Genomic DNA, 25,271 nt, shown 5'->3' with positions numbered 1-25,271 from the left:
ACCACGGTCACTACCGGCGCGCGAGGGCCACACCGAGCAGCACCGCGGCGCTGACCAGGTGCAGTACGTTATCGGCGTGGTTAAGGGCGAGCAGGTTCAACTCCGAGCCGGTCAAGAACAGCCCGGCCACGCCGACCAGCAGGTACACCCCACCGACCAGCCCGTTGGCAGCCATCGCCTGCTTGGTCCCACGCCAGGCCGCCAGCCCGAGCAGCGCGCCCACGGCGATGTGCACCAGGTTGTGCAGCGGGTTGACTTCGAAGATCAGCAGGTGGGCGCCGCTGGTCGCGGCGAAGCCGGTACCAGCGGTCACCGCGAACCCGACGAGGCCGACCAACACGTACACGGCCCCGAACGCTGCACCGACCACCCGGTTGGGTGAGGTCTTGGTGGTGTGTGTGGATCGCGTCATTACAGGCTCCTTAGAGTGGGTAGCTAGCCTTTCCGGCTGGCATTCGGAGCGACCGCGATCACGGATGGGCCCGGTCGATGCCATGCACCGAAGCCGAGCCAATCCGGGAGGGCTCCCGTATCGAATCCCGGTCGATGGCACGTCCGGGACGAGGTGAGAGATGCACGGTGAAGCCACCGAGGGCGCTCGGCCACTGAGCGCGAGCGGTGCCCAGCAAGCGACGCCGGAAGAGTTGATGGCGCGGGTGGCACGCGGTGACGAACACGCCTTCGCCCAGCTGTACGACCAGCTCGCCGATCGCGTTTTCGGCCTCGTCCGGCGGGTGATGCGCGACCCGGCACAGTCCGAGGAGGTCACCCAGGAGGTTTTCCTGGAGCTCTGGCGCACCGCGGCCCGCTTCGACAGCACGCAGGGCAGTGTCGCGGCGTGGTCCATGACGCTGGCCCATCGCCGGGCGGTCGACCGGGTGCGATCGGCCCAGGCCTCGACCGCGAGAGACACCCGCGTGGCCAACCTTCAAGTGGATCCCTACGACAGCGTCGCCGACGAGGTCACCAGCAGGCTGGAGCACCAGCAGGTGCGACGATGCCTTGAGACGCTGACCACGGTGCAGCACGAATCGGTGACGCTGGCCTACTACCAGGGCTACACCTACAGCGAGGTAGCCCGGCTGCTCGACACCCCACTCGGCACCGTCAAGACCAGGCTGCGCGACGGCCTCATCCGGCTACGAGACTGCCTGGGGGTGACACGATGAACGCCGACATCCACATGCTGACCGGCGCTTACGTCCTCAACGCGCTCTCCGAAGACGAACGGGAGGCCTTCGAGGCACACCTGGCGCGGTGTACCGCCTGCGCCAGGGAGGTCCACGAGCTCCGGGAAACCACCGCACGCCTCGGCTTCGCCGCGGCGGAATCGCCACCGGCGTCGCTGCGCTCGCGCGTGCTCGCCGGGGTAAGGAACACCCGCCAGCTACCCCCGGACGAGGGGCCGATCGTGCCGCTTCGCGGCCGCAAGTGGCCGCTGCGGGTGGCAACCGGGCTTGCTGCCGCGAGCATCGCGGGGCTGCTGGCACTCGGCACCCACAGCATGCTGCTCGACCAGGAACTCACCGAGACCAGGCAGGCGCTGGAACGCAGCGAGCACGCCTACGGCGAGCTGACCGAGGTGCTCACCGCACCCGATGCCGACGCGGTTCACCATGACGCCGAGGACGCCGCGGTGACCGTCATCGTCTCCGAGTCCCGGGGCAAGCTCGCCGTGATCCCTCACGGCATGAGCGAACCGCCGGGCGACGACATCTACCAGGTGTGGTTCATCGAGGGTGACACGCCGACGTCGGCAGGCCTGCTGGCCGAACCGGACAGGCCGCTGGTCACCGATGCCGACCACCCGGCGGACGTGCTCGGCATCACCGTGGAGCCCGCGGGAGGTTCGGACGCGCCGACCTCCGAGCCCATCATGGTGGTGGCCTATCCGGGATAGTGGGACAGGTCGCGCGCACCGCCGGTAGCGGCAGGCGATCCCACGCGCCTACCGCACCCGCTCGCGGCGGGCAGCGCTCATCTGGAGACGGATCGCGGTCGGCAAGCTCTCCCTACCGAGGGTCTCGCGCGCGTCGGCCAGTACGCGCCCGTCCAGCACCCGCCACACCTCCGCGAGATCGGCGCCGTCCCGCAACCATACGGTCAGCCGCAGCACCGGGTCCGCCACATCGCCAGCGGTCCGCACGCGTGCCTTGCCGACCCCGTCGATCCGCGCCACATCGGACCGGACCGCCTCAGCGAGCGCGCGGGACCGCACCGTGACACGGGCGTCGTCGTCGAGGGTGACCGTGAAGTCGGGACTGGATTCGGGGCGAACCATCCGTAGCAACCACCACAGGGCGATCAGGGCGAGCACCAGCCCGCCTGCGATGACGGCGAGTCGAGCAACCTCCGGCCGGATCGCGAGCTGCCCGGCCAGGTCGGGCCCCAGTACCGGGCGCTGCTGCCAGCCGAGCCCCGCCAGGTCGTAGCCGATGGCCAGCGCGGTGGCTCCTGCCGCGAGAAGCACCAGCCCAACCAGGAAGGTCAGGCTACGTTCGGCTCCCGCCGAGCGGCGCATCGCCTTGCGCGCCGGGGTGCGGCTCATCCGTCTCCCCCTTCCCCCCGGACAGCGACCACCACGCGTGGCCGCTTCTGCAGCGGCAACCCAGCGAGCGCGGTCGTGACCGCCTCGTGCAGCCGGGGACGCAGTTCGGCGGGGCGCGCGAACCGGCTCCGCGCCGACACCCGGACCTTGCGCGCCGTCGCCGAGACCGACACGGAGTCGACGCCGTCGAGCTCCTCGATGTGGTGCCGCAGCGCCCGCGCCAACGACCGCGGCGTCGTCGACGCGCTCACCTCGGGCTTGGGCGGTTCGAACGGCACCGTGCGGATCCGGGCGGTGGCGGCGAGGAGCACCAGGACCACGCCGAGTGCCAGCGCGGCGATCGCGGTGAGACGGACCGGCGTCGCCTCCCACGTCAGCTCCGCGAGACCGGCCCGCCACTCGGTCCACGGCACCAGTAGCGGCGCTTCCCCGGGGCGCAGCCACCGCCACGAGGTCTCCACGGCGAGCAACACCCCAGCCACGACGACCGCCATGGCGAGAAGGATCGAGAACAGCCGCACGGCGACACGCACGAACCTGCTCCTTCCTCGATGCTCGCGTAGCCGCGAGTACCTACCGCACGCGCGGCTGGATCGGCGGCACGAACGCGGACACGGTGGCTCGGAACCGCCGCACCCGCATCGCGACAGCGTGGTCCAGTTCCGAGGCGATCCGGTCCCGCACCGTCTCGACCGCGGTGCGCACCGCGACCGGGTAGCGAAACGCGAGATCGACCTCGAGGTCCACCTCGTCACCCTTGGTGGTGACCTTGACTTTGGTTCCCGTTTCGACCAGTCCCGCACGCGCCGAACGGCGCCGTGCGGGAGCGGTGTCGGGTACCGAATCGGCGGCGTGCTCGGCGAGCTTGCGGATCACGCCCTGGCCGATCGTCAACGAGCCGCGATCGGCGGCATCCACCCGACCGTCGCACACCACGCCGCCTTCGGGGGGCGATGGCGACGCGAGGTCCGCGGTCGTCATCGCCCTCGCCCCAACAGCTCGCCGAGGTCGATACGCCCATCGAGGGCACCGCCGACCACCAGACCGATGATGCCGACCGCGACCGTCACGAGGAACGCACCGAAACCCTGCGTCACGGCGAGGCCGAGGACGAGGCCGGCGATGATCCCGGTCTGCGTGAAGTTCATACCCGTCTCCCTCATGCCATGGGACCGCTCACCGGCCGAAACCGGCTTGGGGCACGGCGCTGGCGGTCCCTACCCCGGCGGATGCTCGGCTGCGATCACGTCGGCGACCGTGACGTGCACCGCCACGTCGCCTGCCGCCTCGCGGACGTATTGTCGGACCTGTTCGCTGACCTCGACAAGCGAGTCCCCGAGGTAGGCCACGAGGCACACCTCGACCGGATCCCCTGCACCGGTGCAACGCACACCCTCCACCGGTCCACCTGGCAGATGTGTGGCCACCCGCCGGTCGGGACCGCGATGCAGCCCGGCCACAGCCGGGTGGGAATCGACCGCGTCGGCGATCCGTTCGGCGAGTTCCCTGACCGGATCGGTCCCGGTGTGCAGCGTCACGGCCTCACTCCACGCGGCTGGTGGTTTCCTCTTCCTCACCGGGGATGTGGACGTCGTTGACCTCGATATTGACCTCCATCACCTCCAGCCCGGTGAGCTGTTCGATGTTAGTGATGACATTGCGCCTGATCGCGCGAGCCACGTCGACGATGCGCGCGCCGTACTCGACGACGACATCGAGATCGATAGCGGCCTGTTTCTCCCCGACCTCGACGGACACTCCCGAGGTGGACGCGGTTCCCGACCCCGGTATGCGTTCCCGGATCGCGCCGATGGTGCGGGCAACATCCCCACCTAGCTGGTACACACCGGACACTTCCTGTGTCGAGATGCCCGCGATCTTCTGCACGACAGCGGAGGCGATCGTCGTTTTGCCGGTACTGTCGTCCTCGTTCAGCTGCGCTTTCTGCTGCTTCGGAACGGCCTTGGTCGTCGTCGCGGCGTTCCGTGACTCGCCGTCCTGTGCCATGGGTACTCCCATCTGCTCGCTTGGCTACATCCTGCCGTTGTGGCGGGCCGGAACCGGTGGTGACAAGCCCGGCCCGCCCGGCTGCTTCACCGGTCGGTGCCGAACATGCCCTTGGCGGCGTTCTTGGCGGACTCGGCCGCGTCCTTGACCTCCTCGACCGACTCCTTCGCCTTCGCCTTGGCCTGCTCGATCTTGCCCTCGCCCTCGAGATCCTCGTCTCCGGTGAGCTTGCCCGCGCCTTCCTTGGCCTTGCCGGACAGCTCGTCGAACTTGTCGCCAGCGGACACGATGCCCCTCCTTTGGGTCAGCCCTGATCGGACACCCGTTGGACGCCGCCGGAACGCCAGGCGTGTCGCACGGTCACCCGCGGGGGTGGACAGTGCCACCCGCTAGGGGTGGTGCACATCGACCACATGCACGTTCACCGGCGGCACCGTCACCCCGACGAGCGCGCCGAGGCGCTGCCGGAGCCTGCAACTCAGGTGGTCGGCCGCGAGATCGGCAGGCACCCCGAACCGGACGCTGAGCAGCACGTCGAAACCTTCCGGTTCGAGGCTGACGGCCAGCACCCGCACGCCCCCGTACTCGTCGGCCAGCTCCATACCCGCACCGCGGCACAGCGTCACCAGCGCCCGCCCCCCGATACGGAGATCACCACGGTCCTGCGGCACCTCGAGCGGCTCGACGAGCACGCGGTCCCGCATCGCGCGTACCGAACGCAACACCCGATCGACCAGGCCCGCGGGCGTGGGTACCGGCCTGCGCGCCGCGGCGCGCACCAACCGCCACCGCGGGTCCTGCCGCGGGTCCTGTTCGGTCGTCGACCCGTCGCTCATTCAAGCTCCTTGAGTCGCTCCAGCAACGCAACCCTCGCGCGATGCAGCCGGGAGCGCAATGCCGTGGCCGAGACCTGCATGATCTCGGCGACTTCGGCGTAGCTGAACCCTTCCAGCTCGTGCAGCACCAGCGGCACCCGCTGCCCCGGTTCGAGCGTGCCGATCGCTCGCAACACGGCGTCGATCTGTGCCGCTTGAACGGCCCTAGCTTCCGGATAGGTGTCGGGATCGGCGGCAAGGCTCTCGCCCGGCGCGGGCCCACCCCCGTCGGCGGCGAGGTCGGCATCGAGCGACACCGCGGGCTTGCGTTTCCGCACGTGTGCGATGGCGGTGTTGCTGACCACCCGGTACAGCCAGGTCGACACGGCGGCGTCCTGCCGGAACGACCCCAGACCCCGCCACGCCGATATCCACGCTTCCTGCACCACATCCTCGGCGTCGGCGGCATTGCCGACCACCCGCAGCGCCACCCGATACATACGGGGAGTGTGCCTGCGCACCAGCGCGTCGAACGCGGTCGCCTCACCACCGACGGCCCTGTTCACCAGGGCACCATCAGTGGCCTCCATACCGCTCACCGCCCCACGCCGCCCACGATCCCGACTATTGCCATCCTGCTGGACCCACCACCTCCCGGCGAGCGGAAAACAGGCCCTTCACCTGCGACGACACCCTCGAGTGTGATGCGGGAACGGAAAGTCCACGTGAACTCCGGATGACGGGACTGGATTCCACCCTCCAGGGGGAGCAGCGGCCGATGGTGACGCCGGCCGAGGTGCCTGCCCGCCTCGCGCTCACCGACCGGTAAGCACGCTGAGGCGCGCTATGCCCTCAGCTGGTCTCGCCTTTGGCCCACGCCGTCACCAGCTTGCTGGCGTCCGGACGGCTGGGCATCGCGACCAGCACAGGCGGGTTCGGGGTGTGGGAATGAGGGTCCGGGATCCGCACACGGGTGACGGTACCGACCCGCATCGCGGCGGCGATGGGCGCACGCTCCGCCCCAGGCTACTCACCGTCCACTCTCGACCCGAACCTACCGACTCCGGGATGTTCGCGAGTCCGGCGCGATCATCACGACCGGCTCGGGCCGGTGGCGCTTCGGTAGCGCGTAACTCGTTCGTGTGTCGCACGTTACACATAACGAGCGAGGCAGAGGAGCACCGCCATGGTCGCGAGGCTTTCACAGCGGTTCATCACCGGCTGCGCGGCAGCCGTACTGGTGCTCGCGGGGGTGAGCGTGCCCGGCGGGGCGTACGCGCATCCGGGACACGAGCACCCGGGGGACGAGCATCTGGCAGACGGACTCGGCGTTCAGGTGAACACACCGGACGACCTCGCTGGGTTCTTCCCAGCCGTCCAGTGGGGCGACACCGGCGACGTCGACGAGCAGACCGCCGAGTTCGTCTACGCGGGAACCGGGTGCACTCCGGCCAGCTATCTCGAGGTCGCCGACCGCATCCAGGGCAACATCGCGCTCGTCGACAGCCGGGCGAGCCAGACGAACCCGGCAGACGAGTGCCCCGCCTACACCTTCTTGCAGAAGGTTCAGACCGCCCAGCAAGCCGGAGCCATCGGCTTCGTGCAGATCCCGGGTGTGGACGCCGAGGGCGAGCCGGACGAGCCCAGGGGCGATGCCACAGCCGTGACCGCCGACATCCCCGCGCTCGAGGTGTGGCGGACCGACGAAATCCTCGACGTTCGCGACGCGGTGATCGCCGGGGAGGACGTCAACGTGACGCTCACCCGGCCGACGCTGGACGAGCCGCTGTCCGACCTCGTGTGCGAGGACGGCATGGCCGGGCCGTTCGAATGCGACGGTGTCGATCTGCTGGCGTTCGTACCCGAAGCGGAGTTCGATGGCGCTGGCCAGAGCGACCTGTGGGGCTGGACGGATGTCGAGAGCGGCGACGAGTACGTGATCATCGGTAAGACCAACGGCGTCGCGTTCTTCCGGGTGACCGAGCCGACCGACCCCGTCTATCTCGGTGAGCTGCCGAACGATGCGCTGCTGCACCGCATCTGGCACGACATCAAGGTCTACGACGACCACGCCTTCATCGTCAGCGAGTCCGAGCCGCACGGGATGAAGGTATTCGACCTCACCCGGCTGCGTGGCGCCAGCGAGCCCCAGCAGTGGGACGCCGACGCCTTCTACCGGCTCCACTCCGCAGCACACAACGTCGAGGTCAACACCGAGACCGGCTTCGCCTACATCGTCGGCGGCAACGCCGGGCTCCTCGTCCCGGACCACTGCCTGTCGGGGCTGCACATGGTCGACATCAACGACCCCACGAACCCGTCCTTCGCGGGCTGCTACGCCGAGGTGGGCGGCCCGGGCACGCTCGCAAGGACTATCGGCGAACCCGTCACGGACGTCTCCCCCGCCGCCTACGTGCACGACACCCAGTGCGTGATCTACGGCGGCCCTGACGAGCGCTACACCGACCGGGAGATCTGCTTCAACTCCGCCGAGGACAAGGTCATCATCGTCGACGTCACCGACAAGCACCAGCCAGTAACAGTGGGGGTGACCGACTACCCGATGGTGGGTTACACCCACCAGGGCTGGCTCACCGAGGACCACGAATACCTGATCGTCAACGACGAAATCGATGAGACCCGCTTCGAGATCCCGACCCGCAACGTCGTACTCGACGTCACCGACCTGGAGAACCCGAGGACGCACTTCGAGCACTTCCACGACACCCGCGCCATCACGCACAACAACTACGTGCACGAGGGCCTGGTGTACCACTCGAATTACACGAGCGGCTTGCGGGTACTCGACACCGCGTTCATCGGTGACCCCGATGACCCGCGGCTGGAGCCGGTCGGGTTCTTCGACACCTTCCCGTGGCACGGCGACCCGACGTTCGACGGAACCTGGTCGAACTACCCGTTCTTCGCTTCGGGCACGATCGCGGTGAGCGGCATCGACGAGGGCCTGTTCCTGCTCCGGCTCAGCGAGGACACCGACACCGACGGCTGACGTCCGCCACAGCCCCCACCGACAAACCTATGAACAACCCTCCTGGTGCGGCACCCGACGTCGGCTATATCGAGATCACCATGACGGGCTCGGTCGTCGGGGCGTCCGAGCCACCGGCCGGCTCGACCGTGATGCCGAGCTGCGCCGCAGGATCGGCCACGTCACCGACCATCGGTCTGTCCATATCGGTCATGAGACCTGCCGACGTCACGGCGTCGTCATCGATGAACCAGAGCTGGTAGACGTGATCCTCAGGCGGTTCCGCCATCCGGTGTGGGATCACGGTGAGCTTGCCCCGGCTGTCCGAGTGGACGACGGTCACCGCACCGGCTTCGTCCTCCACGCGTACCGCGCGAGCGTCCGGGGCCGTGAGAACCTCCGCCAGCTCGTCATAGGCCTGCTCGGTCTGCTCGAGCGCCTGCCTGGTCTCGCTGAGCTCCTGGTTCGTCAGCCCTACCTGGATACCGAAGACCAGGGCCGCGACGACACCCGCCGCCGCGACCCCCGTCGTGATCCGTAGCGGCCACTTCCTACCCTTGATCGGCACGATCGGCCCCTCGTCGGGGGGAAGCTGGCGGGTCTCCCGCGCCTGCGCCAGCACGCGCGACTTCAGATCGCGCGGCGCAGCGGTGGCCTCCGCGGCAGCGAGGTAGGCGGTCGTCTCGCGCAGCTCCCGCACCTCGTCAGCGCATGCCAAGCACCGCGCCAGGTGCTCCTCGAAGGCCTCACGCTCGCCCTCGGACAGCGCGTCGAGAACGTAGGCCCCCGTCAGCGTGTGAATATCGGCGTTCATACAGTCACCCCCAGACAGTCGCGCAGGCGGATAAGTCCGTCGCGGAGTCTGGTCTTGACGGTGCCGAGCGGCGAGCCGAGCAAGCTCGCGACTTCACTGTAGGTGTAGCCCTGATAGTAGGCCAACGTCACCGACTCCTGCTGCAAGGCCGTCAACGTCTCCAGGCATCGCCGGATCTGCTCGCGCTCCAGCCGCCCGGTGACCTCCTCCGACACGGAATCGAACGGCGTGACCTGCTGGCTGGCCACCCTGCTGTCCCGCTCCGTCGAGGCCTGCGCCGAGCGCACACGGTCGACGGCACGCCGATGTGCCAACATCATGGCCCAGGCCACGACGCTGCCCCTGCTGCTGTCGAAGCGGGTCGCCGTACGCCAGATCTCCAGGAAGACCTCCTGGGTCACCTCCTCGGCCTGGGCGGGATCGCGCATCACCCGCTTGACGAGCCCGAAAATCCGATCGACGAACGCATCGTAGAGACGCGCGAACGCGTACTCGTCACCGAGGGCGACCCGCGCCAACAACTCCTCAGGTGTCAGTGTCACGTCGTCGTTCGCGGCGCGCCATCGTCGCTGACCCCGCTGCTGTGCTCCACCGTGCATGAATCACCTCGTCGCTGCTCTTCCGTCGCAGTCTATTCGGCGCGGCGGCTGATCCGGATTGCCACGACTCGACGAGTCCGGACCAATCCGGTCAAGGCACATCCGCGAATACAAGAAGACAACCGTCCGGCACCTAAGCCAGCACGACGAGGAGGACTCATGGGAAGCACGACGAACACCGGCAAGACCGTCCGGTCGACGAATACATCACCCAACCGAGTAGTTGGGGTGGTGCTCGGCGCGGTGTACCTGCTGGTGGGGCTGGTGGGTTTCGCGGTGACCGCAGGCACCGGCTTCGCCGCGGCAGACGGCTCGCACCTGCTGGTCTTCGAGGTCAACCCACTGCACAACCTGGTGCACATCGGGGTCGGGGTACTGCTCGGGCTCGCCGCCTGGCGCGGTGCCAAGTACGCGATGGGAGCCAACGGGCTCGTCGGCGGGGTCTACCTCCTGGTCGGCGTGGCCGGGCTGTTCATCACCGACTCGCACTTGAACATCCTCGCGCTCAACCACGCGGACAACGTACTGCACCTGGCCAGCGCGGCCGTGTTGCTTGTCGTCGCCCTGACCCGCAAGTAGATCACTTCATCGGGTGAGGTGCCGACCCGTCCAATCCGCACAGCCCGCAGCACCGAAGGACGAGTATGGATGCCACAGCAGCACCGTTCGCGCACCGGACCGCGCGATGGGCGGTAGGAGCGGGGGTCGGGCTGGTCGCCGCCGCTTCCGGCCTCGGTGTCGCCGAGCTGGTCGCGGTCGCCACCGGCCCGGATACCTCGCCGGTCGTGGCTGTGGGGTCAGGGGTGATCGAGCTGACCCCACGGGTGCTCCAGGAGTTCGCGATCAGCACCTTCGGCTCCGGCCACCGTCCGGTGCTGGTCGCCGGGGTCGTGACGATACTCGCGGTGGTCACCGCTGTCGCCGGATGCGCCGCACTGCGCAGGTTCGTCGTCGGCGCATCGCTGCTGCTGGCGTTGACCGGTATCGGCCTCGTCGCAGCAGCCACGACCGCGCAGGCGGGCATCGCGGGAGCGCTGCCGTCTCTGGCGGCAGCGATCACGTCCGTGGCCGTTCTCGCCATCCTGGTCGGGATGACCCGGCGGGTTCCCGGGAGGGACCGTGAGCACGCGCGGGCGCCGCAGCCTGCGCCCGCGCCGGCGGAGAGCACGGCAGACCGTCCCGTCACCCCAGCAGCGGAGGAACGCGCACACCCAGTAGGACGAAGGACCCTTCTCCTCACCGCAGCAGGCACGGCCGGTGTCGCGGTGGCGGCCGGTGTCGGCGGCCGGATGCTACAGGGTCGGCGGTTCGACGTCGCGGCCTCGCGATCGGCGATCTCGCTGCCCGCTCCCGCGGATCCCGCGCCGCCGCTACCCGCCGGGTACCGGTATCGCGTCGACGGGCTCTCCCCGTTCTTCAGCCCCGCCCGCGACTTCTATCGCGTGGACACCGCACTGGTGATCCCGCAGGTTCCCGCGCACCAGTGGATCCTGCGCATCGGCGGTTCGGTCGAGCGTCCGCTGGAGATCACGTTCGACGAGCTGCTCGATCGTGACCTGACCGAACGGGACATCACACTGTCCTGTGTATCCAATGAGGTCGGTGGCCCCTACGTCGACACCGGTCGGTGGCTCGGCTTCCCGCTGGATCAGCTCCTCCGGGAAGCTGGACCGCGCGGCGATGCCGATCAGCTGCTCAGCACCTCGCAGGACGGCATGACGATCGGGACCCCGCTGGAGGCCGTGCTCGACGGCCGCGATGCGCTGCTGGCGGTGGGGCTGAACGGCGAACCGTTGCCCGCACGGAACGGGTTTCCCGCCCGCATGATCGTGCCGGGCCTGTACGGCTACACCTCGGCGACCAAATGGGTGGTCGAGCTGGAGGTCACCCGCTTCGACGAGGTCGACGCGTACTGGACGGCACGAGACTGGGATCCGATCGGCAGGGTCAAGACGGCTTCCCGGATCGACCTGCCGCGCCCGTTGGAGCAGCTACCGCAGGGTGAGGTGACCGTAGCCGGGGTCGCGTGGGCACAGCACAGGGGAATCAGCGCCGCCCAGGTGCGAGTCGACGGTGGCCAGTGGCAGGAAACCGAGCTGACCGAGCCGGTCAGCGATGACACGTGGCGCCAGTGGCGCACGACCGTCCGGGTGACACCGGGCTCTCGTCGTCTCGAGGTCAGAGCCGCCGACGGCACGGGCGCGTTCCAGCCGGAGGAACGTGTCGACCCGTTCCCGGACGGTGCAACCGGATGGCACTCGGTCGCGGTGACCGTGACCGAGTGAGCACGCGAGCGATCCCGACAAACGGGGCGCGGGTAACCACAGAAAGGAAAGTATCTGATGCGAAAGACACGGATATCGGGCATCCTCGCGGGGGTGGCGGCTACGGCGCTGCTGCTCGGAGCGTGTGACATGGCCGAGGACGAGGAAGCCGCCAACGGCGACACGGCCGCGGAGACCGACAACGGCACCGACGACGAGAGGGACCACGACGACGCCGACGATGCTCCTACCGGCGTGTTCGGCGTCGCTTGTGATGCCGTACCGGAAGACGGCGACGGCAGCTTCGAGGGCATGGCCCAGGACCCGGTGGCTACCGCGGCCTCCAACAACCCGGTGCTGTCGACGCTGGTCACAGCCGTCGGTGAGGCCGAGCTGGTCGACACCCTCAACGGCGCGGAGGACATCACGGTGTTCGCCCCGGCCAACGACGCGTTCGAGGCCATCCCTGAGGAGGACCTCGAGGCGTTGCTCGCCGACCAGGAGGCGCTGACCGATGTGCTCACCTACCACGTCGTCGACCAGCGGCTCGATCCCGGCGAGCTGGATGACGGCACCTTCGAAACCCTCCAGGGCGACAGCGTGACGACGACCCAGGACGGCGAGGACGTCACCGTCAATGACGCATCCGTGGTGTGCGGCAACGTGCAGACCGCCAACGCCACCGTCTACATCATCGACGGCGTGCTCATGCCGCAGGCCTGATCGCGACCCCGGCGCACGAGGTGAGGTGTGGCACGCACCCGCGGGTGCGTGCCACACCTTTCTCATGGGCAACGCCCGGCAGGCATCCGGAACCGATTTATCGACAGATCACCCATCCGCGGCATGGCGTGTTCCGAATCCCTCGTGCTTCCCACTCACATCACGAAGGAAGGGATAGCCATGCCGAGATTATTGAGAACATCGCTGGTGGCTCTGCCCGCGGCAGGTGCTTTGTTGATTTCCGCCTGCGGCGGCAGCACAGCCACTACGGGCTCGACCGAACCGGCTTCCGGCACCAGCCACGGTGGAGCCGCACACACTCAGGGTGAGGGGGAGCTCACCGCCGGGGACCTGCGGATCACGTTGGAACGCCAGCTCGGGCAGCACGCCCTGCTGGCCGTCGAGGCGATGCGTGCCGGTGTCGCCGGGCAGGATCACTTCGAGGCCGCGGCCGCCTCCCTCGACCAGAACACCGACGATCTCACCGCATCCATCAGCTTGGTCTACGGCGACGAGGGCGGTGAAGCGTTCAACGAATTGTGGACCGACCACATCGACTTCTTCGTCCAGTACACCACCGGCGTCGCCGAAGACGATCAGGACGCGCAGGACGAGGCCATCGAACGGCTCGACCAGTACCGCGAGGACTTCGGCGCGTTCCTCGAAGACGCCACCGAGGGCGAACTCCCGCAGAACGCGGTCGCCGACCTGCTGCAAGAGCACGTGAACCAGCTGCTCGAGCAGGTCGACGCGTACGCGGCGGAAGACTACTCCGCCGCAGCCGATCAGACGCGTCAAGCCTATGCCCATATGTTCGGCACGGCGCAGGGCCTGACGAACGCGATCGTGGCCACGCAGGACGGCTTCGAGGGTGACCATGAGAGCTCGGCCGCCCAGCTGCGTTCGGACCTGGGGCAGTTGCTCGGTGAGCACGCCCAGGTCGCTGTCCAGGCGATGCGCGCGGGAGTGGCCGGTCAGGACGACTTCGAGGCGATCGCGGGCGCCCTCGACGGCAACACGCAGGATGTGACCGGAGCCATCACCGGCGTGTTCGGCGAGGAAGGCGGCCAGGCGTTCATGGAGATGTGGGCCGACCATATCGACTTCTTCGTGCAGTACACCGTCGGCCTCGCCGACGGCGACGACGAGGCCCAGCAAGACGCCAGGGACCGTCTCGAACAGTACCGGCAGGACTTCTCGCAGTTCCTCGACGAGGCCTCCGACGGCAGCATCCCGGCCGATGTCGTCGCCGAGAGCCTCCAGGTGCACGTCGACGACCTGATCGACCAGGTGGACGCTTTCCACGCAGGCGAGTTCGACAACGCGTTCGGCACCGCCTATGCCGCCTACAACCACATGTTCGACACCGCTGCGGCACTCGCAGGCGGCATCGTCGACTTCATGGGTGAGGAGATGCCGGAAGACGGTGTCGAGACCGGAGGGGGCGGCACCGCCCGCTGAGCATGAGCGAGCAGGAGATCCGCTCATGCTCCACGCGCGGGGTCCGGCCGCGGACGCGGCCGGACCCCGTTCCCACCCGTAACGACCCGCGGGAAGGAACGTGCGGTGAGAAAGAGCGTTCGACGTGGCCACTGTTCTGTCGCTTGCGCTGCTGTGTCGGCCCTGATCCTGAGCGCCTGCGCTGGGGGTGGCGATCGCAGCCCCGACACCGGCGCGGCAGCGGGGTCAACCGCGGTTGCGGATTCGCCGGATCTCGACGCGGCCCGCGACTACCGGTCGGCACGCGAGCCCGAGAGCGTGGGGGATCCTGTAGCGGTATCCATCCCGGCGATCGGTGTGGACGGTCCGTTGACCCGCACCGGCATCGACGACGACCGCGAGCTCGAGGTCCCCGATTTCGGCGACATGAGCTGGTACGAGGACGGTACCGCGCCCGGTGCGCCGGGACCTGCCGCGATTCTCGGGCATGTCGACACCCGTGACGGCCCCGATGTGTTCTACCGCCTGCACGAGCTCGAACCGGGTGACGCCGTGGTCGTCGACACCGAGAACGGCGAATCCCTGGAGTTCGTCATCGATCGCGTCGAGCAGCATCCCAAGGACGAGTTCCCCACTGAGAAGGTGTGGCTGCCCAGCGCCGAACCGCGCCTCCAGCTGATCACCTGCGGTGGCGAATTCGACCGCGACGCCGAAAGCTACCGCGACAACATCATCGCGTTCGCCACCCTGAGTTGATCGGGAACGGACTGCTCATCGACCGGATACGTGAGGACACCGACCATGATCCGAACGAGAACGACAGCCACGGCGGCCATCGCCGCAGCGCTCGCACTAGCCGCATGTGCGCCCGCCGAAGAGGACAACGATCGACAGACAGCACAGACACCCGAGCGACCCACCGAGGAGTCACCGCAGCGGGACGACGACACCGACGAGCCCGCCAGCCCGCCGCCGGACGGCGCGGAGGAGACAGTCGAGATCGTCGACTTCCAGTTCGAGGCAGACGACCTCGCGGTTCCCGTGGGAACGACCGTCACATGGATCCAGCGGGACGAGTCCCTGCACACCGTCGACTTCGACGACGGGGAGGAATCCGGGGATCTGGAGGCTGGCGAGAGTTACTCGCGCACCTTCGACGAGCCGGGGGAGTACCCCTACGACTGCTTCTATCACCCGCGCATGACCGCAACCGTCACCGTCACCGTCACCGAGTGAACGAGGCTCCCATTCCGGACCGTAGTCGCAGCAATAGCCATGCGGCGCCATGATGAGGATGCTCCATGCCCGACGGGCACCCATCGAGCATCACCAACCAGCCGTCACGGCTGGCCTCACGCCCGGAGCAGGCTTTCGGTGCGCCGCCTCACTAGATGCAGCCCGGAAAGCCCGGGCAGCGTATCGATCTTGGAATCGACGCGGTCAGCAGCCTTGTCACCGTCGGTCCCGGACATCAGATGCCCGACCAGGTGCCGGACCTCGGCTCGCGGCATCACGTTCGCGCCAACCGGCTGCCAAGCCCGTGCCAGCGCGAACCGGGTCAGCCGTTGCGCACGGCTGCTGCGACCAAGCCGCTCCCGGGCCTGCGTGGCATAGAACGCGATGTGGCGCGTTTCCTGTGCCGCGATGCGCGACAGCAGCTCCGTCAGCGTGGGATGGTTCTCGATCCGCATCAGCCGGGTGTAGCCCGCATGGGTCAGCCACTCGTTGACCGCACCCCAGCTCATGTGCGTCGCGACGAAATCGTCGCCAACCAGGTTGGCGATCACCGACTGTTTGATCGGTGCCAGCTTGTCCCGCCATCCCTGACGCAGCCGGACCTCCCGCACGTGCGCGCTGCCCGTCGGCACACCGTGCGCGCTGAGCACGTCGGCGAGCACCTCGCCATGCCAGTACTCCTCGTAGTTCCACATGGTCAGAAACGTCGTGACCTCAGGATCCGCGTGGCTCGGGGTGACGAGCAGGTCTCGCAGGTAGCAGACGGTGTGCGATTCGACGTCGCACATGTACCGAAGCACCCGCAAGGTACCCGGCGAAAGCGGACGGTCCCTGAAGACGGTCAGGTCGATGTCGTCCCAGCGCACCGGCGCAGCGGCGCGAGCGTAGTCGTCTACACAGAATCCCATATCTCTGGTTCGTCACCACACCCTGAGCGGATTGCCATGAGACCCCACCAGTGGACGCATGCCGCACTCATTCTTGTCGTCGACGCCTTCTGGGACAGGCGGAATCGGTCGGTGTCGCGCTATGCGGCCGAGCTCGCGCGATCGGCGATGGTGCGCCCCAGGACCGCGGTGAGCCGTTCGATCGTGCCGGGAACGAGCCAGTAGTACACCCAGGTGCCGCGCCGTTCGCAGTCGATCAACCTGGCCTGGCGCAGCTGCTTGAGGTGGTGCGAGATCGTTTGCTGCGATACCGCGAATGCCGGGGTCAGCTCGCAGACGCACACGCCTTCCTCGGCCTGCGCGGCCGCGATCATCGAGAGCAACCGCACCCGCACGGGGTCGCTCAGCGCCTTGAATGCCGCCGCCACGTCGACAGCCTCATCCACCGTCATCGCCGGCGGCCTCGCCGGGCAGCAGGCCACAACATCCTCAGCTTGATTCGACATATATCGATATTGACATATATCGAACCAGTCGGCAAGCTTGTATCGACGAACATCGAATCAAGACTCAGGAAGGGAAGGGTGTCTGAGATGAACGAGCAGCACACCGAGCTGCGCGAGACCGTCCGCGACCGCTACGCCGCGGCCGCGACGGCGGTCACCAGCACGAACCCGTGTACGGGCAGCGGCACACCGGAGGCTGACAGCGGCTGCTGCGGACCGCAGGCCGTCGAGGTCGACGAGAACTTCGGCGCCGGCCTCTACGCCGCCGACGAGCGGGACGCGCTGCCGGCCGAAGCGGTGGCCGGCTCTCTCGGGTGCGGCAACCCGACCGCCGTCGCCGAGCTGCGCACCGGCGAGACCGTGCTCGACCTCGGCTCCGGTGGCGGCATCGATGTGCTGCTGTCCGCTCGCCGGGTCGGCCTTGCCGGCAAGGCCTACGGCCTGGACATGACCGAGGAGATGCTCGCCCTGGCACGCGCCAACGCGGCCAAGGCGGGTGCCACGAACGTGGAGTTCCTCAAGGGAACCATCGAAAGTATCCCGCTGCCGGCCGGCAGCATTGACGTCATCATCTCCAACTGCGTCATCAACCTCTCGGTCGACAAGCCGGCTGTGCTCGCCGAGATCCACCGCGTGCTCGCACCCGGAGGCCGGATCGGCATCACCGATGTCGTCGCCGAGGATCACCTCACCCCGGAGCAACGAGCCGAACGAGGCTCCTATGTCGACTGCATAGCCGGGGCACTGTCGTTCGCCGAGTACCGGGAAGGCCTCAGCACTGCCGGCCTCACCGGCATCGAGATCACCACCACGCACCGAGTCGGCGACGGGTTGCACTCCGCCATCATCCGCGCGATCAAGCCACGTGATCCGTGAGCTGTGGGGGGACGGCGCTCCCGCCGGTACCGGGCCCGGAACGAACGTCACGTCCGTGCCTTCTCTGGCACTGAACGTCACGTTGGGCTCGCACCAAGCGAACGGGCTGGGCAGGGCGCGGGAGCAGCGCGCCTGCGTCAGGCGTAGGTGTAGGCGTCCAGCGAATAGCTGTCGGCTTCCCTGCGCGCGCTGATCGTCGATGTCGGGCGCAGGATCGCCGCCTCGCCGTGCTGGTTGAAGTAGTAGCTCCGCGAGGTCGCGCAGCTGCCGAGGTAAAACACCGAGTCGTTCAGCTTGGCGGTGACACGCTGGAGGAACTCGTCGTTCGCCTCATGGGTGACTTCGAACGTCCGTGCACCACGACGGCGTAACTCGCCGAAGAGCCGGCGGATATGGCGCATATGGGTCTCGATCGTGGTGAAATAGGACAGGCCGCTGTAGGAGTACGGGCTGGCCAGCGTCAGAAAGTTCGGGAACTCCGGAACCGCGATCCCCTCGAAAGCCTGGAACCGGGTCTGCCGCCACCACGTGCCGAGGTTGCGCCCGCCGCGACCGATCACCTCGATCGCGGGGAAGTTCACATCCCACAAGTCGAACCCGGTGGCAAGGACCAGCGTATCGATCTCGGCCTTGCTGCCGTCGCCCGCGACGATCCCGTCCGGTTCGATCCGCTCGATACCCGAGGTCTGCAGGTGCACATGGGGTTTGGTGAACGCACGGAAGTAAGTGTTGGAGAACGTGGGCCTCTTGCAGCCGAAGTCGTAGTCCGGTGTGAGCTTGCGGCGCAGCTCGGGATCGGCCACCTGGCGGCGCAGGTGCCTGCGCGCCACGGCGGCCGCTGCCCGGTTGAGCGCCCTGGCCTGCCGGAACCGCAGCACGCCTCCGATCATCACCAGCTCGAGCAGGCCGGTGTTGGCCAGCCGCGCCAGCTTCTGGGTGACCGGAAGGCGCGCGAACAGCTTCTGCACCGCCGCCGGGATCGGCCCATCGATCTTGGGCACCACCCAGATCGGGGTGCGCTGGTAGACCGTCAGCTCGTCGACCGTGCGGGCGAGCTCCGGGATTAGCTGCACCGCGGTGGCACCCGTGCCGATCACCGCGGCACGCCTGCCCGTGAGATCCACCGAGTCGTCCCAGGCGGTGGTGTGCATGACCCTCCCGGCGAAACCGTCGATACCGGGGATGTCGGGTGTGTGCGGCTGAGAGAGGAAACCTGTCGCGGTGACCAGGTAGCGGGTGATGATCGGCGGTTCGCCTGACACGCTGAGTACCCAGACCTGGCCCTCCTCGTCCCAGCGAGCGCCCTCGACAACGGTGCTGAATCGCATGTGCCGTCGCAGGTCGTACTTGTCGGCGACATGGTCGGCGTAGCGCTTCAACTCGTCCCCGGGAGCGAAAAGCCGCGACCAGTACGGGTTCGGCTCGAACGAGTACGAGTACGTCACCGAGGCGATATCGACCGCGAGACCCGGGTAGCGATTGACATGCCAGGTGCCACCGAGATCGTCCTCTCGCTCCACGATGAGCAGGTCCGACACTCCCATGCGTTTGAACTGGATGGCCGCCCCCATGCCACCGAACCCCGCACCGACGATGACGACCTCGTGATCTGGTGTCAATGCGCCTCCTCGATCCCGCGACAGCCGAGAACCAGCCGGTGCCGAGCGCGGTCATCGCCGACCAGATTCAGATACTATCAGTACTCGAAATTCGACGACAGTCGCGCGGTTATACTCATCCGGCTAGTACGACTTCACGGAGCGCGGTTCAGGCTGTGGAGCCGAGGATGGGTTCGGAGGCGCGGATACCCTCGTCGCTGGTCTGCTGCCCGGCGCGATGCCGTTGACGCCCCGGCCTCGAACTCCTAGTGTCATGGAGCGTCAACCCGGCAGCAGAGCGTCCAGATGCTGCTGCACCGGCTCGTAGAATCCGTGCGGCACGTACTCGGCAAGCTGGTCGTGTGCCAACCACGCGAGATCGGCAAGCTCCTCGGTGTCGACCACGCTCGCCTCACCTTGAACGACCCCACATGCGACATACACCATCGACCGCCCGGTCACGGGGTGAACCCGCTCGCCAAGCACCCGCCATCCGACGACGGTCAGCCCCGTCTCCTCACGTGCCTCTCGAACGGCAGCCTCGCCAGGCGACTCACCGTCCTCGACCTCGCCAGCGGGAAACTGCCACACCAAGCTACCTTCGGCGACACGCCGTCGCACCAGCAGCACCGCGCCGTCCCGCACGATGACGGCCGCCGCGATCGGCGGGCGGGCGAGGCCAGCAGTCCGGGTCACTGGGACACCTCCACCCGGCACAACACCTCGTAGCCGATCGGTTCGTCAATCGGTCCGTCCCTCGAGAGTCGTCAGGCCCCATCCGCACACCACGCGGATGGGGCCTGACCTGGGAGCCGCCTAGGGGATTCGAACCCCTGACCTATTCATTACGAGTGAATCGCTCTGACCAACTGAGCTAAGGCGGCGTGCGTAGCCAGTGTAGCGACCCAGGCACGGCCAGGTGCCACCCCCACCTCCCCGTCGGCGCCCCGCGTCACGTGCGGGCATGAGCACCGGTGGTGACCTAGGATTTCGGTGCGACCACCGTCGCGACCACCGGCGATGAAGGGCACCTGCCGATGCATCGACGTTCGCTGCGCGTGCCGGCGATACTGCTCGCCTGCGCGCTGCCCCTGCTCGCGGCTGCTCCGGCGGGAGCGGGGCAGGAACCGCCGGCCGAAGGGCATGCCGTCGGGCACGCGGGCAGCGCGTTCGGCCTGAGCCGGGTGCTGGCCGGCACCATCCCGGTGGATTCCCTTGCCGCCGAGATCGACGAGGACGTGCTGGCCACCGACAACGGCATCGGCCTGACCAGTGCACGAGCGAACTCCACGAGCCGGGCCACGTTCGAGCGCGCGATGGCCCAGGCCGCCCCGCACGGAGCCGCGGCAGAAGGCGCGCCCACCATCCCGCGCCCGGTGCCCGGCACCGTGCTGCAAACCGCGCTGGAGGACAACGAGGAGCCGCGCACCGACGAGGTCGAGCAGACCGACCCGCCGCCCGCTGTCCTGGCCTCGGTGGGGGATATGGACGCCAGCGTGCACGCCAGGTGGAGCGATACCGACGGCCCGTGCGTGGACCCGATCGCCGACGTCGAGCTGTCGGCCACCGAGCTCGCGCTCGGCGCGGCAGTGTTCACCGTGCCCGATGTCGCCGTCGACGAGCTCGACCTCCCGCTGGCAGAGGGCTACGAGCCGGAGGGCGCCCTCGGCACGCTCGGCGGGCTGCTCACCGGCATCGACGCCGAGGGCGAGGCCGACGGCACGCTGGTGAGCGTGCCGGACGGGCTGTCGTCACGTTCCAGGGTGACGTTGACCGAGCTTGACGACGCCGAGGGCGAGGCCGTCTCATCGGCGACGGTGGTGGAGGCCTCGGCCCTCAGCGTGCTGGCCGGAACGCCGATGGCGATCGACATCGAGGTCGCGCGCGCACCCCGGCTTGAGGTGACCTCCACCGGCGACGCCGCTACGTCCGAGGTGGACTACCGGGTGGCCGAGCTGGAGGGAACCCTCGACGGCGAGACGCTGTTCGAGCTCGACGCCGACGAGCGCAGCGTCGACGTACCCATCGGCGTGCCTACCGAGGAGTTCGCCGAGCTCGACGTCGCCGAGGAACTCGCCGGGCTGCCGATCGTGGGCGGCGTGGGAGCCTCGACGGACGGGGACGTGCTCCCGCTGCCGGAAGAGGCCGACGATCACATCCTCGACCTGTTCGTGCTGCGGCTGAGCACCGCGGGGTTGGACGAGCGCAGCGGGGCCGAGGAACACCCCTTCCCCGGCTACCGGCTTGGTGCCTCGGCACGGCTGCTGGAGGTGCAGCTGTTACCCACCGAAGCGCTCGCCGAGGCGCTCGCCGAGCTCGACGTGGAGCCGCCGTCGGCGCTGGCCCAGTTCACCGTCGGAGAGCAGGTCGCGAGCGCGTATACGCCCACCGGCGGGGTCGTGTGCGGGCCGACCGACCCGGCCGCCGTACCGGACCAACCGGCGGCCGAACTGAGCGGCTCCGCCTACGCCACGCGCCCGATCGCACTGGCAGGTGCGGCCGTTCTGCTGGCAGGGGTGGCGTTGGTGGTGATGGCCACCGCCAGGCGCGGTGCGCGCCCGAAACCGGTGCCGTATCCCAGGGATGAGGAAGGTTAGCCGTTGACCAGCTCGGCTGCCATCGCCTCAACCGCGATGCGGGGTTTGACGTTCCAGCGAAGCGCGTCCCGGCAGGTCAGCACGGCTTCGAGCTTACGAAGCGTCACCTCGGGCTGCCACCGCCGAGCAGCCTCGACGATCTGCTCGGTGTGGTCGGGGTGGTTCAGCGAGGCGCCGCCGGAACCCCGCGCGGCGGTGGTCACCAGCACATCCCGGTAGAAACCCGCGAGGTCCACCAGCGCGAGGTCGAGCGTGTCCCGCTGCGTCCGCGTCGCCCGCATCTTCTGCCGCTTCTCCAGCTGTTTGACCGCCGCGTCCGCGGCGCGTTTCGCCGAAGCGGTGCCCTTACCGCTGCCGTCGGCGCCCATCGCGGTCCGCAGCTCGTCCTTCTCCGGCTCGTCGCGCGCCTTGCTCTCCTCCTCGGCGTCGGTCTCCGCGGCGCGCAGCAGCACCTCGGCGCAGTCGAACGCGTCCGTCAGCCGCTGCGCCTGCACTGGAAGGCGCAGCACATCCGCCCTGCGCTGCCGCGCATCGGGGTCGGTGGCCAACCGGCGCGCTCTACCGACGTGCCCCCCGCAAACCGAAGCGGCCCACTCCGCGTCGCTCGTGGTGATGCCATCCCGCTGCACCAACACCCGCGCGATCGCCTCGCGCGGCGGCGTGCGCAGCGCCACCACGCGGCACCGGGAACGGATGGTGATCGAGACGTCCTCCGGGTGGTCCGAGGGAGCGCACAGCAGGAAGACGGTACGCTCCGGCGGCTCCTCCACCGCCTTGAGCAGCGCGTTCGACGCTCCTTCCGTGAGCCGGTCGGCATCGGCGATGATCACGACCTGCCAGCGCCCCGTGGCGGGGTGGCGGGCGGCCGTCTGCACCAGCGCCCGCATCTCGGCCACCGGGATCGACAGTCCTTCCGGCTCCACCACATGCACATCAGCGTGCGTACCGGCCAGCGCCGTGGTACACCCGCCGCACTGCCCACAGCCGGTGCCCACCGCGCACTGCAACGCTGCGGCGAACGTCCGCGCAGCCACCGACCGGCCCGACCCCGGCGGGCCGGTGAACAGCCACGCGTGGGTCATCGCCTCGCTCCGCGTGGCAGCGGCCGACAGCGTCTCGATCGCGGGCTCCTGCCCGACCAGTTCCGACCACACGCTCCGGTCCTGCATGCTCACCCAACCTCCACCTCGCGTCGCACGGGTGACGGCGACAGCAACCCGCGTTCCACCAGACCCGCTTCCACGGCGATCCGTACCCGCTCGGCCACCTCGTCGTCGTCACCGTCGGCGTCCACCACGATATAGCGACCCGTTTCCGAAGTGGTCATCTCGGTGAACAGCCCGTCGAGCCGCCATTCCCGCTGCGTATCGAGACCCTCGTGCCGGTCCTGGCGCAATCTCGGCCTGGCGTCCAACAGCACCGTCAGGTCGGGGCGGAGGCTGCCGGTAGCCCAGTCCGCCAGCCCTTCCAGCTCCGCGTCGTCCATCCCGGCCGCTACCGACAGTCTCGCCATCGGCGAGTCCGCGAAACGCTCCATCACGACCACCGCGCCGTCGTCCAGGGCGGGCCGGACCTCCCGCTCCACCACGTCGGCCCGTACCGCCGCCGCGGCGAGCGCCCGCGCCCGCGCCCCGTGCAGGTCGGCCGCGGCGAGCAACGAGGCGAGCCTGCCCTCGTCCAACGCAGGATCGGCGGCCAACCGCACCGGCCGCGGCAGACGGGCAAGGTGTCCGGCCAGTGCTGCGGCCTGGGTGTGGGTATCGGTCGTCGTGGTTCCCTCCAGCGCGATCAGGACCCCGTTGACCCGGCGCGGATTACGACGCAGCGCGTTGCGCAGGTCACTCAGAATCGGCACGCTGCGCCGCGCGTCCATCAGCCGGTAGGCCAGCACGCCAACCAGGATGGCCAGCACACCACCACCCAGCAGCACCGGCCGCGTCCCGTCGATCACGACGACGGTGTCGAAAAGCGTCACCGTCCGGGGCCGTGTCAGGCCGATCAGCAGCGGGACCACCGCCATCGTGCCGCCGAGCACGATCTTCATCAGGGACTGGTACAGCGCGTTGATTCGGCCGCGGATGCTGTCGTCGATCCGGGTCCCGATGATGGTGACCCCGGTCAGGAACGCGGCACCGGCACAGGCACCCACCAGCGCCACGGCGACGAGCGACACGAGCACGTGCGGGGACAGCGCCACCACGATGAGCACCAGGCCCGCGCACACGATGGCGGTACCGAACAGCCGATCGTGCGGTAACCGCCGGGCCAGCCTCGGTGTCGTGGTCATTCCCAACGCCATGCCGGTGAACACCGCCACGAACAGCAACCCGAAAGCGGCATCCCCGGCCAGCAGGCTGTTGGCGTAGGCGTTCGAGGACCCGATCACCGCCCCGCCTGCGGCGAACGCGCCGAGCATGCCGATCAGCAGCCCGCGTACCAGCCGAGTGTCGCGCACGTACCGGAACCCCTCGAGCACCATCGCCAGCGGCCCGCGCCGCGCCGAACCCTCGCTGTCCTGCTGCCGCAGCCGGTGGCACCCGTCTACCGGATGGACGTTTCGTAGCGACAGCTCCGGGATGCGTGTCGCCACCAGTACCGCGCTGCCCAAGAACAGCGCCGCGTTCAGCACCAGAATCACCTGGGCGAGTCCCAGCTGCCCCAGCATGGTCTCCGGCAGGTTCAACGCGGGGCCGAACCCGGTGATGACCGCGTACAACCCGGCGCCGCTGACCACCGCGACCCCGTAGGTCATCACCAGGTTGAGCTGGTTGGCCGTCTCCACCTGATCGGGGCGTCGCAGCAGGTTCGGCACCGCGGCGTCCTTCGAGGGGATCCACAGCATGGCGCAGAACCCGACGAGGAAGCTCCCGATGAACAGCCACAGCGGCTCACCGACCACAGCGATGGACAGCAGCAACCCGCAGCGCGCCACATCGGCGGCGACCATAATCTTGCGCCGGTCGAACCGGTCCGCGAGCAGCCCACCGAGCGGGGCGAACAGCAAGCCGGGCAACAGCAGCGTCAGCACCACACCGGTGAACGCGAAGTTCTGAGCCATGTAGCTGTCGGTCAGCTTAGTGACGTAGCCGGTGAGGCCGAGCAGCGTCAGCCAGTCCGCCGTGCTGCACAGGAAGGTCACACCCCAGAGCCTGCGGAAAGGCTTGATCCCCAGCACCCGGCGAGCGCGGTAGACGATCGAGCTGGACGGCGGGGCGGCGCCCCCGTCCAGGAGCGTGTCACCACCGATAAGCGCCACCTCGATTCACCCGTCCCCGCACCCCGACGCGGGTGCCGACACATGCCAGCGTCAGCGTAACGTCAGCGGTGCCGGGAAGGGGCGAAGAGTGGCGAGAAAGGCTGCCAGGATACCGT

Annotated in this window: 29 protein-coding genes and 1 tRNA gene; 11 read left to right on the top strand and 19 right to left on the bottom strand. The window is 68.5% G+C overall.

The genetic code is table 11. The annotated features are described in order from the left end of the window. Positions 1-10 precede the first annotated feature (10 nt). A complete protein-coding gene (locus tag F8178_RS02755; protein ID WP_317492988.1) occupies positions 11-412 on the bottom strand; it encodes a DUF4383 domain-containing protein in 402 nt (133 codons plus the stop codon). Between the two features lie 160 nt (positions 413-572). On the opposite strand from F8178_RS02755, the gene sigK (F8178_RS02750) reads away from it, so the two are divergent. Both sigK (F8178_RS02750) and F8178_RS02745 read left to right on the top strand, forming a co-directional pair. After that, positions 573-1,169, top strand: a complete 597-nt coding sequence (gene sigK, locus F8178_RS02750; protein WP_317492987.1) for an ECF RNA polymerase sigma factor SigK — start codon at positions 573-575, stop codon at positions 1,167-1,169. Continuing rightward, the gene (locus tag F8178_RS02745) at positions 1,166-1,900 is read left to right on the top strand and encodes an anti-sigma factor (RefSeq protein ID WP_317492986.1); all 735 of its coding nucleotides are present in this window, start codon (positions 1,166-1,168) and stop codon (positions 1,898-1,900) included. Before sigK (F8178_RS02750) ends, F8178_RS02745 begins: the two co-directional genes overlap by 4 nt. Positions 1,901-1,948: 48 nt before the next feature. Here F8178_RS02745 and F8178_RS02740 read toward each other — a convergent pair whose 3' ends face one another. The 9 genes from F8178_RS02740 to F8178_RS02700 form a co-directional block, all read right to left on the bottom strand. Beyond that, positions 1,949-2,548 carry an alkaline shock response membrane anchor protein AmaP gene (locus F8178_RS02740; protein ID WP_317492985.1) on the bottom strand — a complete coding sequence of 200 codons (600 nt, stop codon included), beginning with the start codon at positions 2,546-2,548 and terminating at the stop codon, positions 1,949-1,951. After that, a complete protein-coding gene (locus F8178_RS02735; RefSeq protein ID WP_317492984.1) occupies positions 2,545-3,081 on the bottom strand; it encodes a DUF6286 domain-containing protein in 537 nt (178 codons plus the stop codon). The genes F8178_RS02740 and F8178_RS02735 overlap by 4 nt, the downstream gene beginning before the upstream one ends. A gap of 40 nt (positions 3,082-3,121) precedes the next feature. Further along, complete coding sequence (locus F8178_RS02730) at positions 3,122-3,529, bottom strand: Asp23/Gls24 family envelope stress response protein (RefSeq protein ID WP_317492983.1); 408 nt, start codon at positions 3,527-3,529, stop codon at positions 3,122-3,124. Continuing rightward, positions 3,526-3,696 carry a hypothetical protein gene (locus F8178_RS02725; RefSeq protein WP_317492982.1) on the bottom strand — a complete coding sequence of 57 codons (171 nt, stop codon included), beginning with the start codon at positions 3,694-3,696 and terminating at the stop codon, positions 3,526-3,528. The genes F8178_RS02730 and F8178_RS02725 overlap by 4 nt, the downstream gene beginning before the upstream one ends. A 69-nt stretch (positions 3,697-3,765) precedes the next feature. Beyond that, positions 3,766-4,086: a hypothetical protein gene (locus tag F8178_RS02720; protein ID WP_317492981.1), complete on the bottom strand. Its 321-nt coding sequence runs from the start codon at positions 4,084-4,086 to the stop codon at positions 3,766-3,768. Positions 4,087-4,090: 4 nt separating this feature from the next. After that, positions 4,091-4,555, bottom strand: coding sequence for an Asp23/Gls24 family envelope stress response protein (locus F8178_RS02715; RefSeq protein WP_317492980.1), 465 nt, complete (start codon positions 4,553-4,555; stop codon positions 4,091-4,093). An 86-nt stretch (positions 4,556-4,641) separates the two neighbouring features. Continuing rightward, on the bottom strand, positions 4,642-4,842 hold the full coding sequence (locus F8178_RS02710; RefSeq protein WP_317492979.1) for a CsbD family protein: 201 nt from the start codon (positions 4,840-4,842) through the stop codon (positions 4,642-4,644). A 102-nt stretch (positions 4,843-4,944) separates the two neighbouring features. After that, positions 4,945-5,391 carry a hypothetical protein gene (locus F8178_RS02705; protein ID WP_317492978.1) on the bottom strand — a complete coding sequence of 149 codons (447 nt, stop codon included), beginning with the start codon at positions 5,389-5,391 and terminating at the stop codon, positions 4,945-4,947. Then, positions 5,388-5,960: a sigma-70 family RNA polymerase sigma factor gene (locus F8178_RS02700; RefSeq protein WP_317492977.1), complete on the bottom strand. Its 573-nt coding sequence runs from the start codon at positions 5,958-5,960 to the stop codon at positions 5,388-5,390. Before F8178_RS02700 ends, F8178_RS02705 begins: the two co-directional genes overlap by 4 nt. Positions 5,961-6,556: 596 nt before the next feature. Here F8178_RS02700 and F8178_RS02695 point away from each other — a divergent pair. Further along, complete coding sequence (locus tag F8178_RS02695) at positions 6,557-8,380, top strand: choice-of-anchor B family protein (RefSeq protein ID WP_317492975.1); 1,824 nt, start codon at positions 6,557-6,559, stop codon at positions 8,378-8,380. Positions 8,381-8,444: 64 nt separating this feature from the next. Here the strand turns inward: F8178_RS02695 and F8178_RS02690 are convergent, their stop codons facing one another. After that, positions 8,445-9,173, bottom strand: coding sequence for an anti-sigma factor (locus F8178_RS02690; RefSeq protein ID WP_317492974.1), 729 nt, complete (start codon positions 9,171-9,173; stop codon positions 8,445-8,447). Beyond that, entirely contained in the window at positions 9,170-9,772 is a 603-nt protein-coding gene (gene sigK, locus F8178_RS02685; RefSeq protein ID WP_317492973.1) for an ECF RNA polymerase sigma factor SigK, read from the bottom strand. The genes F8178_RS02690 and sigK (F8178_RS02685) overlap by 4 nt, the downstream gene beginning before the upstream one ends. 159 nt (positions 9,773-9,931) lie before the next feature. Here sigK (F8178_RS02685) and F8178_RS02680 point away from each other — a divergent pair, with 159 nt between their 5' ends. From F8178_RS02680 to F8178_RS02655, 6 genes are all read left to right on the top strand, one after another. Further along, positions 9,932-10,351 carry a DUF4383 domain-containing protein gene (locus F8178_RS02680; protein WP_317492972.1) on the top strand — a complete coding sequence of 140 codons (420 nt, stop codon included), beginning with the start codon at positions 9,932-9,934 and terminating at the stop codon, positions 10,349-10,351. A 65-nt stretch (positions 10,352-10,416) separates the two neighbouring features. Then, positions 10,417-12,057 (top strand): molybdopterin-dependent oxidoreductase, encoded by a 1,641-nt coding sequence (locus F8178_RS02675; RefSeq protein WP_317492971.1) that lies wholly within the window; start codon positions 10,417-10,419, stop codon positions 12,055-12,057. Between the two features lie 57 nt (positions 12,058-12,114). After that, positions 12,115-12,759 carry a fasciclin domain-containing protein gene (locus F8178_RS02670; RefSeq protein WP_317492970.1) on the top strand — a complete coding sequence of 215 codons (645 nt, stop codon included), beginning with the start codon at positions 12,115-12,117 and terminating at the stop codon, positions 12,757-12,759. Positions 12,760-12,939: 180 nt separating this feature from the next. After that, complete coding sequence (locus tag F8178_RS02665; RefSeq protein ID WP_317492969.1) at positions 12,940-14,220, top strand: hypothetical protein; 1,281 nt, start codon at positions 12,940-12,942, stop codon at positions 14,218-14,220. 153 nt (positions 14,221-14,373) lie between these two features. Next, entirely contained in the window at positions 14,374-14,955 is a 582-nt protein-coding gene (locus tag F8178_RS02660; RefSeq protein ID WP_317492968.1) for a class F sortase, read from the top strand. Positions 14,956-15,000: 45 nt separating this feature from the next. After that, complete coding sequence (locus F8178_RS02655; protein ID WP_317492967.1) at positions 15,001-15,435, top strand: cupredoxin domain-containing protein; 435 nt, start codon at positions 15,001-15,003, stop codon at positions 15,433-15,435. A gap of 116 nt (positions 15,436-15,551) precedes the next feature. Here the strand turns inward: F8178_RS02655 and F8178_RS02650 are convergent, their stop codons facing one another. Together F8178_RS02650 and F8178_RS02645 are read right to left on the bottom strand one after the other, a co-directional pair. Further along, complete coding sequence (locus tag F8178_RS02650) at positions 15,552-16,343, bottom strand: hypothetical protein (RefSeq protein WP_317492965.1); 792 nt, start codon at positions 16,341-16,343, stop codon at positions 15,552-15,554. 119 nt (positions 16,344-16,462) lie between these two features. Then, positions 16,463-16,774 (bottom strand): metalloregulator ArsR/SmtB family transcription factor, encoded by a 312-nt coding sequence (locus tag F8178_RS02645; protein ID WP_317492964.1) that lies wholly within the window; start codon positions 16,772-16,774, stop codon positions 16,463-16,465. Between the two features lie 141 nt (positions 16,775-16,915). Here F8178_RS02645 and arsM point away from each other — a divergent pair, with 141 nt between their 5' ends. Next, positions 16,916-17,704, top strand: coding sequence for an arsenite methyltransferase (gene arsM, locus F8178_RS02640; protein ID WP_317492963.1), 789 nt, complete (start codon positions 16,916-16,918; stop codon positions 17,702-17,704). Positions 17,705-17,841: 137 nt separating this feature from the next. Here arsM and F8178_RS02635 read toward each other — a convergent pair whose 3' ends face one another. The 3 genes from F8178_RS02635 to F8178_RS02625 form a co-directional block, all read right to left on the bottom strand. Continuing rightward, entirely contained in the window at positions 17,842-19,323 is a 1,482-nt protein-coding gene (locus tag F8178_RS02635) for an NAD(P)/FAD-dependent oxidoreductase (protein ID WP_317492962.1), read from the bottom strand. A gap of 261 nt (positions 19,324-19,584) precedes the next feature. Further along, a complete protein-coding gene (locus F8178_RS02630; RefSeq protein ID WP_317492961.1) occupies positions 19,585-19,998 on the bottom strand; it encodes an NUDIX hydrolase in 414 nt (137 codons plus the stop codon). A gap of 114 nt (positions 19,999-20,112) precedes the next feature. Continuing rightward, positions 20,113-20,186: transfer RNA gene (locus F8178_RS02625), tRNA-Thr, on the bottom strand. Between the two features lie 153 nt (positions 20,187-20,339). Here F8178_RS02625 and F8178_RS02620 point away from each other — a divergent pair. Next, positions 20,340-21,899 carry a hypothetical protein gene (locus tag F8178_RS02620; RefSeq protein ID WP_317492960.1) on the top strand — a complete coding sequence of 520 codons (1,560 nt, stop codon included), beginning with the start codon at positions 20,340-20,342 and terminating at the stop codon, positions 21,897-21,899. Here F8178_RS02620 and F8178_RS02615 read toward each other — a convergent pair. Both F8178_RS02615 and F8178_RS02610 read right to left on the bottom strand, forming a co-directional pair. Further along, a complete protein-coding gene (locus tag F8178_RS02615; RefSeq protein WP_317493065.1) occupies positions 21,896-23,068 on the bottom strand; it encodes a DNA polymerase III subunit delta' in 1,173 nt (390 codons plus the stop codon). The genes F8178_RS02620 and F8178_RS02615 overlap by 4 nt on opposite strands. A 2-nt stretch (positions 23,069-23,070) precedes the next feature. Next, positions 23,071-25,155, bottom strand: a complete 2,085-nt coding sequence (locus F8178_RS02610; protein ID WP_317492959.1) for an MFS transporter — start codon at positions 25,153-25,155, stop codon at positions 23,071-23,073. Positions 25,156-25,271 lie beyond the last annotated feature (116 nt).

The organism is Haloechinothrix sp. LS1_15 (genome assembly GCF_033042135.1).
GTDB lineage: Bacteria > Actinomycetota > Actinomycetes > Mycobacteriales > Pseudonocardiaceae > Haloechinothrix.
The sequence above is the reverse complement of the archived record's forward strand: the minus strand, read 5'-3'. Positions and strand labels throughout refer to the sequence as shown.

Coding starts and splice junctions, on each gene's coding strand:
- F8178_RS02755 (WP_317492988.1), bottom strand. CDS start 412: ATGACGCGATCCACACACACCACCAAGACCTCACCCAACCGGGTGGTC.
- sigK (WP_317492987.1), top strand. CDS start 573: ATGCACGGTGAAGCCACCGAGGGCGCTCGGCCACTGAGCGCGAGCGGT.
- F8178_RS02745 (WP_317492986.1), top strand. CDS start 1,166: ATGAACGCCGACATCCACATGCTGACCGGCGCTTACGTCCTCAACGCG.
- F8178_RS02740 (WP_317492985.1), bottom strand. CDS start 2,548: ATGAGCCGCACCCCGGCGCGCAAGGCGATGCGCCGCTCGGCGGGAGCC.
- F8178_RS02730 (WP_317492983.1), bottom strand. CDS start 3,529: ATGACGACCGCGGACCTCGCGTCGCCATCGCCCCCCGAAGGCGGCGTG.
- F8178_RS02725 (WP_317492982.1), bottom strand. CDS start 3,696: ATGAACTTCACGCAGACCGGGATCATCGCCGGCCTCGTCCTCGGCCTC.
- F8178_RS02715 (WP_317492980.1), bottom strand. CDS start 4,555: ATGGCACAGGACGGCGAGTCACGGAACGCCGCGACGACGACCAAGGCC.
- F8178_RS02705 (WP_317492978.1), bottom strand. CDS start 5,391: ATGAGCGACGGGTCGACGACCGAACAGGACCCGCGGCAGGACCCGCGG.
- F8178_RS02700 (WP_317492977.1), bottom strand. CDS start 5,960: ATGGAGGCCACTGATGGTGCCCTGGTGAACAGGGCCGTCGGTGGTGAG.
- F8178_RS02695 (WP_317492975.1), top strand. CDS start 6,557: ATGGTCGCGAGGCTTTCACAGCGGTTCATCACCGGCTGCGCGGCAGCC.
- F8178_RS02690 (WP_317492974.1), bottom strand. CDS start 9,173: ATGAACGCCGATATTCACACGCTGACGGGGGCCTACGTTCTCGACGCG.
- sigK (WP_317492973.1), bottom strand. CDS start 9,772: ATGCACGGTGGAGCACAGCAGCGGGGTCAGCGACGATGGCGCGCCGCG.
- F8178_RS02680 (WP_317492972.1), top strand. CDS start 9,932: ATGGGAAGCACGACGAACACCGGCAAGACCGTCCGGTCGACGAATACA.
- F8178_RS02675 (WP_317492971.1), top strand. CDS start 10,417: ATGGATGCCACAGCAGCACCGTTCGCGCACCGGACCGCGCGATGGGCG.
- F8178_RS02670 (WP_317492970.1), top strand. CDS start 12,115: ATGCGAAAGACACGGATATCGGGCATCCTCGCGGGGGTGGCGGCTACG.
- F8178_RS02665 (WP_317492969.1), top strand. CDS start 12,940: ATGCCGAGATTATTGAGAACATCGCTGGTGGCTCTGCCCGCGGCAGGT.
- F8178_RS02655 (WP_317492967.1), top strand. CDS start 15,001: ATGATCCGAACGAGAACGACAGCCACGGCGGCCATCGCCGCAGCGCTC.
- F8178_RS02650 (WP_317492965.1), bottom strand. CDS start 16,343: ATGGGATTCTGTGTAGACGACTACGCTCGCGCCGCTGCGCCGGTGCGC.
- F8178_RS02645 (WP_317492964.1), bottom strand. CDS start 16,774: ATGACGGTGGATGAGGCTGTCGACGTGGCGGCGGCATTCAAGGCGCTG.
- arsM (WP_317492963.1), top strand. CDS start 16,916: ATGAACGAGCAGCACACCGAGCTGCGCGAGACCGTCCGCGACCGCTAC.
- F8178_RS02620 (WP_317492960.1), top strand. CDS start 20,340: ATGCATCGACGTTCGCTGCGCGTGCCGGCGATACTGCTCGCCTGCGCG.
- F8178_RS02615 (WP_317493065.1), bottom strand. CDS start 23,068: ATGCAGGACCGGAGCGTGTGGTCGGAACTGGTCGGGCAGGAGCCCGCG.